This window comes from Portibacter marinus, from assembly GCF_021533195.1.
Lineage (GTDB): Bacteria > Bacteroidota > Bacteroidia > Chitinophagales > Saprospiraceae > Portibacter > Portibacter marinus.
Window position 1 is genome coordinate 178,426 of sequence record NZ_JAJNKB010000001.1, and the last position, 14,659, is coordinate 193,084.

General features: G+C 41.6%; 15 protein-coding genes. 10 read left to right on the forward strand and 5 right to left on the reverse strand.

Annotation, left to right across the window (positions count from 1 at the left end; genetic code table 11):
- The first annotated feature begins 1 nt into the window (after nt 1).
- Nucleotides 2-1,228 (forward strand): exodeoxyribonuclease VII large subunit, encoded by a 1,227-nt coding sequence (gene xseA / locus L2567_RS00845; protein ID WP_235295788.1) that lies wholly within the window; start codon nt 2-4, stop codon nt 1,226-1,228.
- Nucleotides 1,225-1,407: an exodeoxyribonuclease VII small subunit gene (gene xseB / locus L2567_RS00850; RefSeq protein ID WP_235295789.1), complete on the forward strand. Its 183-nt coding sequence runs from the start codon at nt 1,225-1,227 to the stop codon at nt 1,405-1,407. Before xseA ends, xseB begins: the two co-directional genes overlap by 4 nt.
- Here xseB and L2567_RS00855 read toward each other — a convergent pair.
- Together L2567_RS00855 and L2567_RS00860 are read right to left on the reverse strand one after the other, a co-directional pair.
- On the reverse strand, nt 1,404-2,060 hold the full coding sequence (locus L2567_RS00855) for a phosphatase PAP2 family protein (RefSeq protein ID WP_235295790.1): 657 nt from the start codon (nt 2,058-2,060) through the stop codon (nt 1,404-1,406). The genes xseB and L2567_RS00855 overlap by 4 nt on opposite strands.
- Nucleotides 2,057-3,748, reverse strand: a complete 1,692-nt coding sequence (locus L2567_RS00860) for an LptF/LptG family permease (RefSeq protein ID WP_235295791.1) — start codon at nt 3,746-3,748, stop codon at nt 2,057-2,059. The genes L2567_RS00855 and L2567_RS00860 overlap by 4 nt, the downstream gene beginning before the upstream one ends.
- A 123-nt stretch (nt 3,749-3,871) precedes the next feature.
- Between L2567_RS00860 and L2567_RS00865 the strand changes: the two genes are divergently transcribed.
- Genes L2567_RS00865 through L2567_RS00885 form a run of 5 tightly spaced genes read left to right on the forward strand, consistent with a single transcriptional unit; the run spans nt 3,872 to nt 6,739 of the window.
- Entirely contained in the window at nt 3,872-4,372 is a 501-nt protein-coding gene (locus L2567_RS00865; protein ID WP_235295792.1) for an RNA polymerase sigma factor, read from the forward strand.
- Nucleotides 4,369-5,163, forward strand: a complete 795-nt coding sequence (locus L2567_RS00870; protein WP_235295793.1) for a hypothetical protein — start codon at nt 4,369-4,371, stop codon at nt 5,161-5,163. Before L2567_RS00865 ends, L2567_RS00870 begins: the two co-directional genes overlap by 4 nt.
- A gap of 35 nt (nt 5,164-5,198) precedes the next feature.
- Nucleotides 5,199-5,717, forward strand: a complete 519-nt coding sequence (locus L2567_RS00875) for a DUF4252 domain-containing protein (protein WP_235295794.1) — start codon at nt 5,199-5,201, stop codon at nt 5,715-5,717.
- Nucleotides 5,718-5,721: 4 nt separating this feature from the next.
- The gene (locus L2567_RS00880) at nt 5,722-6,246 is read left to right on the forward strand and encodes a DUF4252 domain-containing protein (RefSeq protein ID WP_235295795.1); all 525 of its coding nucleotides are present in this window, start codon (nt 5,722-5,724) and stop codon (nt 6,244-6,246) included.
- A gap of 25 nt (nt 6,247-6,271) precedes the next feature.
- Nucleotides 6,272-6,739, forward strand: coding sequence for a DUF4252 domain-containing protein (locus L2567_RS00885; RefSeq protein WP_235295796.1), 468 nt, complete (start codon nt 6,272-6,274; stop codon nt 6,737-6,739).
- A gap of 59 nt (nt 6,740-6,798) precedes the next feature.
- Here L2567_RS00885 and L2567_RS00890 read toward each other — a convergent pair whose 3' ends face one another.
- Nucleotides 6,799-8,229, reverse strand: a complete 1,431-nt coding sequence (locus tag L2567_RS00890) for a zinc metalloprotease (RefSeq protein WP_235295797.1) — start codon at nt 8,227-8,229, stop codon at nt 6,799-6,801.
- Nucleotides 8,230-8,267: 38 nt separating this feature from the next.
- On the reverse strand, nt 8,268-8,624 hold the full coding sequence (locus L2567_RS00895) for an arsenate reductase family protein (RefSeq protein WP_235295798.1): 357 nt from the start codon (nt 8,622-8,624) through the stop codon (nt 8,268-8,270).
- Nucleotides 8,625-8,650: 26 nt separating this feature from the next.
- Between L2567_RS00895 and L2567_RS00900 the strand changes: the two genes are divergently transcribed.
- Nucleotides 8,651-9,499 carry a nucleoside phosphorylase gene (locus L2567_RS00900; protein WP_235295799.1) on the forward strand — a complete coding sequence of 283 codons (849 nt, stop codon included), beginning with the start codon at nt 8,651-8,653 and terminating at the stop codon, nt 9,497-9,499.
- A 301-nt stretch (nt 9,500-9,800) separates the two neighbouring features.
- Nucleotides 9,801-11,960 (forward strand): S9 family peptidase, encoded by a 2,160-nt coding sequence (locus L2567_RS00905; RefSeq protein ID WP_235295800.1) that lies wholly within the window; start codon nt 9,801-9,803, stop codon nt 11,958-11,960.
- A gap of 764 nt (nt 11,961-12,724) precedes the next feature.
- Here L2567_RS00905 and L2567_RS21235 read toward each other — a convergent pair.
- A complete protein-coding gene (locus L2567_RS21235) occupies nt 12,725-12,880 on the reverse strand; it encodes a hypothetical protein (protein WP_406626642.1) in 156 nt (51 codons plus the stop codon).
- A 430-nt stretch (nt 12,881-13,310) separates the two neighbouring features.
- Here L2567_RS21235 and L2567_RS00910 point away from each other — a divergent pair, with 430 nt between their 5' ends.
- On the forward strand, nt 13,311-14,612 hold the full coding sequence (locus L2567_RS00910) for a M24 family metallopeptidase (RefSeq protein WP_235295801.1): 1,302 nt from the start codon (nt 13,311-13,313) through the stop codon (nt 14,610-14,612).
- Nucleotides 14,613-14,659 lie beyond the last annotated feature (47 nt).

Here is a 14,659-nt window from a genome sequence, read left to right on the forward strand (position 1 = left end):
CTTGGAAACCTATTCTTTATTTCAGCTCAATGAATATATTAAAAGGGTCATTGCCCTTAATTTTCAGGATTCTGTTTGGATCAATGCTGAAATATCCCAAGTCAAGCTTTCGAGAGGTAATTATTACCTTGATCTCATTCAAAAGGAGGAAAATTCAGAAGCCGTAAAGGCACAAGCGTCCGCAATCATTTGGTTTCGAAAGGTCAATTTCCTGGAAAAAAAATTCAAATCCCTGTTTACCAGTATCATAGATACCGGAAATGAGATAAGGGTCAAAGTTACTGTTCAATTCAGTGAACGCTACGGATTTAGTTTGGTTGTGGAGGATCTCGATCCCAGTTTCACATTGGGAAGAGCTGAAATGCTCAAACAAGAAATTCTGAACCGACTGAAAGCTGAAAACTTGGTTTTCAAAAACAGTGCATTGAAACTTCCCATTGTATTGCAACGTATCGCTGTTATTTCTTCTGAAACTGCAGCAGGCTACCAGGATTTCCTCCGTCACCTTCAAGCCAACTCTTACGGCTACGACTATCAATTGGACCTATATCAGGCCGCCATGCAAGGGCAAGCTGTAGAGAAAGAGATTTTAACGGCAATGGATGCCATTGAAAAGCGCGATTATGACTGTGTGGTTATTATAAGAGGCGGAGGTGCAAAGTTAGATCTTTCTGCATTTGATAATTATGCGATCGGCAAAAGAATTGCCCAGGCTAAATTTCCGGTCATTACAGGTATAGGACATGATATAGATTCATCTATTGCAGATGCAGTCAGTCATACCGATCTTAAAACACCCACCGCTGTTGCCGATTTTCTTATCGAATGGAACCTACATTTTGAGTCAAAAATATTAGACTACGGTCATCAATTACAAATGACCTACCGAGAAGTAATGCAGCGAAATCTGAATCGTCTGGAAATGATGCAGGAGCAATTCAAGAATACTTTTGATCGGATCAGGCAGAAAGAGCTCCAATCCTTGAATGAAAAATGGATGACGATACGCCACAACATTGACCTAAAACTCCGAAAACAAAAGGATTACGTGGAGTCGATGTCCAGGCAAGTTAAAATTTTGTCGCCTCAGCAAACTCTAAAAAGAGGATTTAGCATCATGAGACAAAACGGAAAGGTCGTGAAATCGATCTCACAGATCAATGCTCAGGAAGTGATCGAAAGTGAACTTCTGGACGGTAAAATAAAAAGTAAAATTACAGACCTATGACTTATAAAGAAGCAGTCCTGGAATTGGATCAAATTATGGCTGACGTCAATACAGACACGACCGATATAGATCAACTTGCCACAAAATTAAAGCGAGCGACGGAGTTAATTGAATTTTGCAAGGAAAAGCTTCGGAATACCGAGACGCAGATCCAAGGTATTTTTCAGGACAACGACTAAGTGTTCATTTTGACTTTTCTGGAACTCAGGAAGGATTGATCTAATGTAGGAAGCCTCCATCTTTCCATCAGGAAGTAGACTACGTAGGAAATAAAAACGCCAAGAATAGAGCCAAATAAAACATCTTCCAGGAAATGATGACCGAGATAAATTCTCGAAATTCCTACCAGTATGGCCACCAGCAAAAATATTACGGACAAAAACGGATTACGCAGGTAGAGACTTAGCAGACTCATCAATGCAAACCCAGCCATGGTGTGACCCGAAGGAAAACTCGTTAGACCTACATACGGTTCTATGCCTTCGATCCGCGCGTAAGTTTCTTCCAAACCCAGGTTTTGATAATATTTAAAAGGTCTTTCGAATGCAAATAACCGCTTCAATACTCCTGCGACTATCGTTACACCTATTCCTGTAAAGGCAATGGCCAACGAACATCGATAACGGATAAATAGGAAGATTAATGCAAAAATGGTGTAAACCAATTCTTCAGCAAAGCGGGTAGTGATGATGAAAAATAAATTCAGTTCCCCGGAATGAAATTGACTGAAAAAAGTAAGTACCTCTCCTTTGCTAAAAAACAATCTCAAGATCAAAGCACTCGTCCATATGATGAGGAACAACCAAAGAAATAATTTATTTACACCTTTCATTTGTCCTTTTTCAACCTCGCTATCAAATTTGTAAACCAATTGAAATTAAAGCCTCCGATGTCACCCAGAGCGAGATAACTTAAGATAACGCTTACTGGGAACAGCGCTATACAAGGCAACCAGGCAGCCATAATGGCACTGATGGATTCGCCTTTATTTAACTTTTCACCCATGATCATAAGTACGATAAACAGCATGAAAAAGGAAATCGCAATCAGCAATGGATAGCCATATCCCCCTTTCCTGACGATGCTGCCTAAAGGAGCGCCGATAAACATAAATATAATGCATATCGTTGCCCAGCTGTACATCTGATGTAGTCTTAAGACGTAGCGTCTTTTATTGGTATTTTTAATTCGGTTTTCATTGCTGCTGGCCTTGATGCGTTCATTGACAGTTTGGGCTAGGTTTAAGGCCCGAAACACCAGTGCTGAAGTGGTATTGGAAGGAATGATCTGTGCTATGGTCGAAACTGAATCAAGCGGAATCGTATCTACAAATGGAGATTCCTGCAGCACTATTTCCCGATAACGCTTAGGCGGTTTTTTGACAATGATGTCTTTTTCCAGCTTCCTTTCGCGTACCACGGTTCCGACTTGTTTTAACTTTTCATTCAACTTGTCCAATTGACGAGTGGTATCCTGATCATCCGCTGATGATGTGTCTCCAAGATACTGCATTCCTTTATCCATTTCATACCCGCCTTCCAGTCGGGCTAACCTTTCCAATGCAGTTTCCGTTTTCTCCTCATTAGCGATCACTTCCTTATATTCAGAGCTGTCAATTTCTATCAACTCCAATGCTCCAAAATCGTGTTTCCCCCTAATGTCAATTTTGACCAATTCATTGTCAATCGAGTCGATTCCATCTATTAATTGCAAAGTATTATACAGGTCGTACTTCCTTCTTGCCAAACCGGAGGTTTTCTCGGAAAATTCAAACTCGCTCATGTCGAAAATCTTTTTCCATGTCTCAAATTCTCCTCTAAGGAAGGTGGAAGGATTGCTTTTATTTCGCTGATTGCTTTCGATCATCTCACGGTATTGCTTCACATTCTCCAATTCCATGACGAAATACTTACCATTATTGATGGTATACATCTTACCCTTTTCGGCTGTAGTCAAATTAAGCGCGCTGCGATCGGTGTTATCGTAGATCATAACGTCCCTTATTCCGATGTCATCGGGATCCTTTTTATCTACCCGAATGCTAAAGCCGCGAAAATCATCATTGAAGATGCCTTCTTCAATGGTCATGGAGGGCTTTTGCTTGCGCACATTTTCGAAAGCCTGAAAAAACTTGAGGTTGGACTTTGGCTTCAGATAGTTGGAGGCCAGAAGGGAAAAAGCAAATGTAAATATGGCCAATATAATGCCCGGTCTCATGACACGGAGCAAAGAAACACCAGCTGACTTAAAACTTGAAATCTCATACTTCTCAGCCATGTTTCCGTATACCATAACTGAAGAGATCAGCACGGTAATGGGCACGGCTAAAGGAATAATGGTCACGGCATAGTAAAATACCATTTCCACTAAAAACCAAAAAGACAAACCCTTCCCTACCAACTCGTCCACATACTTCCAAAGAAATTGCATTACCAGAACGAATTCAGCGACGAAGAAGGAAAAAACATATGGCCCAATGAAGCTCTTGAGGACCAATCTGTCTAACGTTTTAAGTAGCATAATACTATCTATATCGTTTTACCGAATACCATTAGCGCACAAAGAAGATAATTTTTAATAAAATTAACGTGAATTGTAACATTTATTTGTTCTTCTCGTCTGTATTATGAACCCAATTTTGAAATGCAACTCAAAGAATTTGAAGAGATGGTTTTACCGTTTAAAAACAAAATGTACCGATTAGCACTCCGAATAGTAGGAAGTGTGCATGAAGCTGAAGATGTGGTCCAGGAAGTGATGATCAAAGTGTGGAAGAAGAGAGATCAATTGGAAAATGTGAGAAATGTGGAAGCATGGTGTATGACATTGACCAGAAATGAAGCGATCGACGCCACCCGATCCAAGCACAGAAGGACCGTGGGCATCGAAACACAGTATGACATGCATGATGAAAGTGTTAGCGCACAAAAGCAGTTAGAGACCAATGAAACGGTCAATAGGATTAAGCGATACATCGATGCGCTTCCGGAAAATTACAGAACAGTAGTCCATCTTCGGGATATTGAAGAAATGAGCTACGATGAAATTGCTGAAGTTTCCGGCTTTACTAAAGATCAGGTCAAGGTATACCTGCATCGTGGAAGAAAAAAATTAAGAGAACAGATTCTAAATTTTAGAAAATGAATATTAGTAAATTATTAGAACGATACTTCGAAGGTGAAACAAGCCTGGAGGAAGAAAGAAGTCTAAAAGCTTACTTCGCCTGTGATGAGGTTGCTGAAGAGCATCAGATATACAAGGATCTGTTCAGCTTTTACGCTGAAGAGGCACAGATTGAATGCCATTCTGAAGATTCTATAGACTTACTCCTTGAAAAGTATTTTGATGGAGAGACAGAATTGTCGGAAGAGCAGCGGTTGAGAGACTACTTTAGTAGCAATGAAGTAAAAGAAGCACATGAAATCTATGAAGACCTTTTTGTGTTCTTCGCAGACGAAGCAGAGATCGTATATCAGGGAGAAGATTCCATTGACCTATTGTTAGAAAAGTATTTTGCCGGTGAAAGCAGCATAGCAGAAGAACAAAGGCTGAAGGCTTATTTTAACAGTGAAGAAGTCCTTGAAGATCACCGTCAGTATAGTGATTTGTTTGGTTACTTTTCTACGGCTCAGACTGAAGTATTGGAAAAAAATATTGATCTGAGCAGGGGAAGAACACTACACATTGTGCGAAGAACGATGGTGGGAATTGCAGCAACGCTTACGATTTTGCTAGGATCACTCTATGTCATGAATCTGAATCAGCAAGGTGATTTGGACAACATGGAAATGACCGCTATGGAAGAGCAGGAAGCAGAAGAAGCATTGGAAACAACCATGGAAGCTCTGGCCTATTTAGGCGTGCACTTTAATAAAGGAACCGAGTCTTTAGAGCAAATCAAGAAACTTAAAAAGACTGAAATTTTTAAAAATTAGCAATAACATTCAATAACAATATCAATTACATTAAAATGAAGAAGTTAAGTATTATTTTGACAATGATGGTCTTCGCTGTCGCCTCGTCATTCGGGCAAGCAGACGCCATAGAGAAGTACTTTAATAAGTACATGGATGACGAGAATTTCACAGTCGTATATGTGAGCCCGAAAATGTTCGAATACGTAGCAAAGATCGCTCCTGAGGACATGGACAAGGATACCAGAGATGTTATCAAGGATCTCAAAGGCCTCAGAATCCTGACAACAGAGTACAACACTGCCGCTTTTTATAAAGAAGCAAAGTCATTGATCAACCGAGATGAGTATGAAGTACTGATGACTGTGCGGGATGAAGGAACCAATGTAGAGTTTTTAGTAAAAGACCAGGGAGGTGACATCATTAATGAACTGCTCTTGTTGGTCGGTGGCGACGAATTCGTCATGATGAGTTTTGTAGGCAAAATAGACCTCAATAAAATTTCAAAACTTGCTAATTCTATCGATATTGATGGAATGGAGCACCTGGATAAAATCAAAGAAGACAAAAACTAAAAAGATGAAAAACCTCTATATTCTACTGGCATTCTGCTTTATAGCTGCCAGCACTCATGCCCAAACCCGCTCTTTGAACCGATTCATCAACCATCATAAAACCCAGGATCACGCTTTGGCGATCAATGTCCCGGGTTGGATGTTGGATATCGTAGGAATGTCTGCCAATTTTATCAGCGAAGATGATGTAGAGGCAAGAGAAATTCTGAAGTTATCCGATAAAATTTCAAGGGTGCGACTAATGATCATCGATGACGGACCGGAAGTAACGAAAAAAGACATCAACCAGTTGATCAAAGGACTGCAAGCAGAGCAGTTTGAAGAATTACTAAGCGTCAGAAGTGAGGGAACTCAGGTTCGCCTGATGGTCCGCGAAAAGAGAAACCAGATCCGCAACATTACCGCTTTCGTAAATGACGGAGGACAAACCGTTCTGATAACACTTTCAGGTCGCTTTCAACTTGAAGAAATTAAAAATCTAAAAATTTGGGATTACGAGAAGGACGATGAGCCTTTACAAGTTCTGTAATCACTACCTTCTAAAATATATTAAAATGACAAAGCTAAATATAATAAGTCTACTATTCCTATGCCCTTTTTTAATGGTCAACAATGACTTTAGCCAATTTCTGGAGGAATTTGTGGAAACCAGAGATTGCTCCAAACTTTCTTTGAGTGGCAACCTTTTTTCCTGGAGTAATAAGGATGAAGTAAAATCAAAGATTAAGGATTTTCAACTGTTCATATTTGACGAGGATGATTACTTAAGCGACAAAGATGTCAGCAAAATCAAGAATGAAATCAGAAAAAACAACATGGAACTTCTAAATATGATCAAGTCGAAAGGGAGTCTCATCGAAATTTATGTCAATGAGAAAAATGATGTCATCCATGATTTGTTCATGATCGTACAAGGAGAAGATTCCAGCATTTTATTTAATGCCAATGGCAGTATTCGCTTTGAGGATTTGAAGAATATCAACATTGATTTCGACGGATCGGATGAGTTGAAGAAACTGTAGACCACTACTAATCCATATATAAACCAAGACCCGATGTGAATTGCTTCGGGTCTTTTGTTTTATTTAATGGTGAATATAGCCCCTGACTTTACGATGAAATTGCGATCAGTGTCTATAGGTCCATCGTACTGACAATCCGCTTCAATGATGACATCACCATCATAACAGTCGCTTGGCGGGTCCAATTTGTTCCAGTTGGACGGTTCCATCCAATCGATTCCCGGCCCCACAAATCTATACTTGATATCATTGACACTAAATACACTGGTTTCTGCATTGGTAAATTGCCCATTGCTCTGAAACAAACCTGCATAGGTAGAATACACTTCATAACTACCATTACCCTCTGTGCAACAAAGACCATCGCCATATGCGTCACTGATGATGAAATAATAAGCCACTCCGTCAGGCAGGCAAACCGTCTCAGTGATTTGCTGGTTCGCCAAAGAGACTGCGTATGGTCCTGCTGAGGCTAATTGTGGTCCGGAAGCACTACCCTCTCGAATTTGCCATGAAATATCCTGAGGATATCTATCAAACGTAATATCTATGAAAACCTGATTGCATTCTAACGGTGGTTGGCAGCCCATTGAACTTAAAAGAGATGCTCTGAAACCTCCAGGTTCAAACTGATTCCGCATTCGCATTTTTTGTCCATTGGTAAACAAGTTCATGCAAATGTCATCAGAGTAATCCATGTAATTTTGAACCATATCCACGCTTCCGCATGAAATATGTCCTATATCACAACCATAATTGTGATCATCAGAAATGGGCGTGTCGCTAACAAAATCATCATAATTGCAATCACCATCGCCCCAAATATGTCGCAGATTCAGCCAATGACCAATCTCGTGCGTGGTCGTCCTACCCAGATTAAAATAAGTTTTGAGATCGCCGATGGTTCCGAAGGCCCGTGTATCTGTCACTACCCCATCGATGGCCAGGTCTCCTCCAGGAAAAGTAGCGAATCCAAGCAAGCCATCGATGTCACACACCCAAATGTTGAGGTACTCGTCAGCTGGCCAGCCCGTCTTTCCACCTGTTGAAGTCGATTTCATGTTGGTACCTTTTGCCCACTTTGTTGTATCGGAATAGGTTCTGGTTATTCCACAGGTAGGATCTCCATAAGGATCCCGTGTAGCCAGGCAAAATTCAAATTCGGTATCGGCGGCTTGCGGCCAGAGGTTATCAGCATCTGCATTGAGTCTTCTGAAATCCTCATTGAGCACCTGCATTTGCGAGTATATTTGTTCATCTGAGATATTTTCTGCAGCAGTATTGTAAATGACATGTACCACGGTAGGAATCGTAATGACACCATTGATATTGCTCCGTTTTACGAACTGATCGCTGGCTGTCTGGTATGCTCTGAAAGCAGGATCTTGTTTTATTTGCTGAAGAAAAAGGTCATGGGAACCGCAGTTTCGTTGAGCAACTTGTGAAGTGGAAAAGCAGAGCAATATCACCAAAACATGTAGGGCTTTCATATTCTTTTTGCCTACAGATATCGGCTGTGTGGGAAAGGTTACCCTTTCAGCTTCTCTTCCGCTGCAGCCATGGTCTTTTTCGCATTTCCGACGAAGTACTCGTTATCGATTTGAATGACCGGTCTTTTGAGAAAGGTATACTCCTCGAGAATATGTTTACGGTAATCCTTCTCAGTGAGATCTTGTTCATTAAGTTTCATGGAGCGATACTGCATGGCTCTTCGATTGAACAGTGACTCGTAAGAACCGGTTTGCCTGGCCATAAGATCGAGTTCCTTTGCAGAAATGTGCTTCTCTTTGATGTTTTGAAATTCAAAGCCCTGGTGATGGAGGTCAAGGTCATTGATGATTCTCTGACAGGTATTGCAAGTAGACAAATGATATATTTTTCTCATCTTGCAAAGATAAAAATGACTTGGACATGGGCATAGCTGCTTCAGAATTAATATTGAATGACGATGGATCGGTTTATCATCTGAATCTCCTTCCCGGAGATGTCGCCAATACCATTATTACCGTTGGTGATCAGGAGCGTGTGGGCGAGGTTTCAAAGTATTTTGATCGAGTGGAGTTGAAGAAAAGTAAGAGAGAATTCACTTGTCATACAGGGTGGATCGGATCAAAGCGGATTTCTGTCATATCAACAGGTATTGGGACGGACAATATCGATATCGTATTTAATGAGATCGACGCTTTGTTTAATGTGAATTTGGAAACTAGAGAAGTACGGGAGAAGAAAGCGGTCTTGGATTTCATCAGATTGGGTACCTCAGGGAGTTTGAGCAATGAAGTGGCATTGGGGTCTGTGGTGGTTTCGGAAGTCGCGGTAGGCATTGACCACATGAACTATTTCTACAGGGTTCCAGTTCAGCTGGTGGATACAGAATTCGAAGATTCGCTGCGTATAGTTTTGGGAGGAGATTTTAATTTATATTCGGTCAAAGCGGATGTGGATTTGGCAAGTCGCTTTTTATCTTCCGACGGTTATGTTTTAGGGAAAACCCTTACATCTATTGGTTTTTATGGTCCACAGGGTCGATCGATTCGAAATGAGTTATTGAAACCAGATTTCATAGATCAGATTGCACGAGCGGGTGTGACCAATTTAGAGATGGAAACTTCCGGTATTTACTTGTTGGCAGGTTGTCTCGGTCACCGTGCGATTTCCATCAACGCCATCTTGGCCAATCGGCGAACAGGTGATTTCGCAAAGGAACCTGCGAAGGTGGTTGATGACATGATAAAAGGGGCACTGGAAGTAGTATTATAGCCTGATTTTCTTAATGTTTTCCATCTTTAGAAATTTTTGAATGGTTAAATAATATCTAGAGATAAACTTTTCGCCAGATTGGAAAACCGTCGCGATCAGTGACTTAGTTCAATACTGTGTAGTAAGTCAAGGGACGGGACCTGCTACCGCAAATATCTTAAACCTCATATACCAGGCAATAGTTGACTAGAAAACCAAAAGCAACCGTCTTGAAATACCTTCAGAAAGTGCACTCCTCCATGGTGATAGCGTTATCTTAGCAAAAAAAATTATTTTACTAGACCGTTACTATAACAAACACATGCAACAGATCTCATTTTTGCAAATATATTTATGGGCAGGCTTAATGATGGCGATGCCCACAACATTCATAGCACAGGAGAGTGAGCTCACGCTTGATGACCTGTTCACAACGCCAAAACTGACGGGGACAACCCCTTCTCCACCTGAGTGGGCACCAAACAGTGAGCATTTCGCCTTTTCCTGGAGTGAACCAGGAAATCCCGGGCGTGGCCTCTGCGTATCTACAAGCGATGGGAAGGAAGTGCGCCTCATTTCCAATACAGCATCAGAGTCAGTGCGAGATATTGTCTGGACCGACGCGAACACAATTATCAGTCTACGAGGTAACAACCTATGGCAGACTTCGCTAAGCCAGGGAGATGATCTCCAGTTTATGTCTGTCGAGGCAGGTGCAAGTAACCTGTCAACATCGCCAAGCGGCGACCAAGCAGCGTATATACAGAATGGTGACCTGTGGCTTGCTGACTTCCATTCCAAACAGAATCGCCAGCTCACCGATATCGGCATCGCCAGTCTCTCTAGCTTAGAGAAGGGGCGCTACAGCCGGCCGGAACGTGAAATTGGGCCAGGTATTTGGAGTGGGCCAACATTCAAGTGGTCCCCGGATGGTAAGACCATCGCGTTTCACGCCGTTGACCGACGCGAGATGCGAAAGGTGCCGTTCCCGGATTACCTCGCTGCCGAAACCAGTCCCAACGAGGTACGTCGAGGTTACCCGGGCGATCCAAATGAGATTCGCAGGGTTGGTCTACTTGATGTAGAAAGCGGTAACATTTTGTACCTCGATTTGCCAGACCCGCACGCCTTCCAGATCATCGACTTCAACTGGTCACAGGATGGCGCTCTACTGGTTGATATCGCATCTGACACTGCGGTTGAACGTAAGTTGTTCGTCGTTGCACCCGGAGAAAGCCAACTGCGCGAGATTTGGCGAGGTGTTAGAGAGAGCCGCATGTACACATCGTTTGGATCGACCTGGCATCCGGATGGAAAGAGGGTCATTTTTTTAAGCGATATGGGTGATCGCTACGGTCTTTATTCGATCGATGCCTCACCGTCCAGAGATCTTCCTCAGCTCCTAACAGATCCGTTCTACGATGTGCTGTCCACTCCAAGAATTGCTGGCGATGCAGTGTTTTATGCAGGCAACGGTGTTAATCCGTACGAACAACACGTGTATCGCCTGAATATGTCCGGTAGTGATCCCATACAGGTGACGCGTCTTTCGGGTAAGAATGATGGCTACCCCTCACCGGATGGCCAGCACCTGGTGTTCATGCACAGTAACGACACATCACCCCCCGAGCTTTACGTGGTAAGTAGCGAAAGTGGTGACGCTACTCAAGTAACCCACTCTCCGTTACCCGCTTTCAAGGAGCGAACCTGGGCAGCTGCTGAATACGTTAGTTTTCCTAGTCTCGTAGATGACTACACGCTGCATGCCCGGATTCTAAAACCTGCCAATATGCAGCCCGGTAAAAAGTATCCAGTGCTCTTTGGGCCTGTGTATTCGAATACGGCGAGGAATCGCTGGGCTGGTAACTACAGCCTCATACAGCATTTGTTGGCCAAGAAGGGATATATTATTGTACAGGTGGATTCACGTGGAAGCAACGGGTATGGCCGGGCATTCCGTGAAGAGTTTCTGCTGGGCTTTGCCGATCAGGATATTGAGGATTATGCCAGTGCCGTTGCCTATATGGAGTCACTGGATTATGTGGATCCTGATCGTATCGGCATCTGGGGCAGCAGTTACGGTGGCACACTCTCCGTTTATTCGCTGTTAATGAAGCCGGGCTTATTCCAGGTGGGTGTTGCTGGAGCGGCGGCTGTTGACCCGGAGTTCTTTGGTACGGATGACGTCGCGATTGTTCGTCGCCCACAGACACACCCGGAGATCTTTGAAAGAAAAGCGCTTAAGTATGCTGCGAATCTGGAGGACAAACTCCTGTTTATCCACGGCATGCAGGACCACGTGGTACCTTTTAAGACGACAGTAGTGTTAGCTGAAGAGTTGATTAAGCAGGGCAAGGACTTCGACTTTGCGTTTGCACCGGGTGCGACACATGGTTGGAGCCGTGAGCAGAATTACAATCGCTACCTGTTTGGCAAGATAATCGAATATTTTGATCGACATCTTGCTGTGCCGGCCGAGTAGAGATTTGCACTTATCATGTAAAGTTGATCCGTAGACATGCCCTAAATATTGAGCATCAGTATTCGTTGTAGAATCATGAAAATAAATAGATATCGAGGAATTAAAAAGAACATTAAAAACTATAGACTAGAAAGAAGAAAAGATCTAGGGAAAAATTAAATTATCGCAAATAAGACGAGTAGATTCAAGGCTACCTAAAATCAGTAGCCATTAATCGACTAAAACGTACTTACAGAGAGCAATGAATCGAATCTAACAAAAGAAAATACAATCACTATTTATTTTATATATACGTTTGAATAGGGCGTCCAACCCTACCCTACCTACCTATATATCAGTTAAGTAGAGGACACTTCACTTATATTGTTATGCTTTTCTTATTTATTTATCTCTTCTTCAATTAGGACAATAGTTGAGTCAACTTTAGTTAATATATCGGATAATTTCTCTCTCAATAAGCTGTTATTAAAGTTGGATAGCGTAAATCCGTTTTTAATACGTTTACTTTCAATGGCTATTTCCACAAATTCTTTTGACAACTCAATATCAGTATTTGGTTCCGTCCAGGCTATGATTGCATTCTCATAATCTATAATATCAGCAAAAGGTCGATAAAAATACTCCCAGTGATCTTCATATAAATGCTTTCTTACTTCTGAAGTGTCCCCACAAAGTGGGACCGTTTTCTTAAAGAATTAATATAACATATTAATTATTATCATAATATTTTGCTTCTTTTAATTTCCACATTTTTTTGTGGAAAACTATGCGGCTTTTCCATAGTAGAACGCTGGTGTTTTTTGTTTCAATACAGCTTGCCGTAATTCATCATTATAGTAAGCTATGTACTTCTCAATTCCTCTGTAGAGCTGCAATGTTTCATTTGTAGGATTTAAATATATGTGCTCGTATTTAATCAGTTGAAATTACTGACAACTCTTTTGATGCTCCACATTCTATTCCTGCCGGATATGTAAACTTGAAGCTATCTAATAAGTCGTCTGAAATGCATTCGGCACATCTTATCAAATTGGAAGACGGATATACAACTGAACAATTAAATAAAATGCAAAAGCTAATAAGGTGTTAAATCCGATACCTTAAGTTGGTTAAAGCCGGTCATTAAATGTGAGCAATAAATAAATATTTTCCGCAACAGCTTTAATTTTCGTCCTACTGACCTCAAGCAACCAAAAATCCTCGGAAGAAGAGGTTTTGGATTGGATATTTAAGCACGCCATTCTGATTAGCAAATTAGAGCACGGAAATAGGATTTCCGTAGTATTAAATTGACGTCAAAAACTTTGTTTGATTTACAATTGCTATTTTCGGTTTTTCAAATCAGGAGGTATGAGAACAGTAGGATTACTAATTGCATTCATTTTCAGCATTCAAGTCACTGATGCACAAGAAGCCCATCGCCGCTGGCGAAAGATGAACCAAATCAGAAATGACAAATTTGACTTGATCCTACCTGAGGTTATGAGAGAGAATAAAATTGATATGTGGATCATAATGAATCGAGAAGGAAGTTTTGATCCACTTTATCAAGATATGGGCGCAGGCTATGTCGGAAAGACAGGTTACTATATTTTCACAGATCATGGTGAGAGAAGAATAGAACGAGCTGCACTAGGAATCAGCGGATACCTATTGGAGGAAGGTGGAACATACGACTACTTCGGGTCGGAATTGGAGTTGAAATCTTATGTGCAAGAAAGAGATCCAAAAGCCATTGGTCTTAATATCTCTCAGGATATCGGTGGCGCAGATGGGTTATCATATTCAGGTTATGGAGAACTTGCTTCTATTTTGGGACAGGAATATGAAAAGCGCTTTGTTTCTGCAGAGAAGTTGGTTTCAGATTTCAGATCAAGGAGGGTGGCAAGTGAAATCGCAGTTTTTGCTGAAGCTTGTGAAATTGCTTACCAAATTACAGAGAAGGCATTGTCAAATGAGATCATAACTCCCGGAATCACGACCTTGGAAGATGTCGCGTGGTGGATGAAAGAACAGATGTTTGAGCGAAATTTAGAATCTTCTTTTGGTATGCCATCGGTTTATGTTACGGGCATAAGAGGGATAATCGCCACTTCTTCAGATCGTATTATCCAGAGAGGAGATATCATCATGATTGATTGGGGAGTAGGGTTGATGAATATGTATACGGATATGAAGCGTATGGCTTACGTCTTGCAGGAAGGTGAGCTGGTTGTACCTGATGGCATTCGAAATGCCTTTGATAAGGCGGTAGAGGTAAGAACGATTATTAAGGAAACCATAAAGCCAGGTTTCACCGCAAAAGAAAATGAAACCATGATTTATGAGGCATTAATTGCTAAAGGTTTTAATAAAATGAAGGGCTTTAATCAATTTACGGAGGAGGATATCACAGATGTTATTAACGGCTGTCACTCGGTTGGCAATTGGGGACATGGCGTTGGCCCATCTATCGCATTTTTTAATCCCAAACGACTAGAATATGTAATCCAGCCCACTAATCTTCTTTCAATTGAATTATTTGCCTACACCAAACTACCAGAGTGGGGAGGTAAAAAACTAAGAGTGCCGCTTGAAGATGATGCGATAGTTACAGAACGAGGAGTGGAATGGCTGTATCCGATCAATCCTAGAGTACTACTGATCAAGTAGATGGAGATCAAGAGTTTGGAAATTATAGCTTAAGAAGCAGCTTCCTT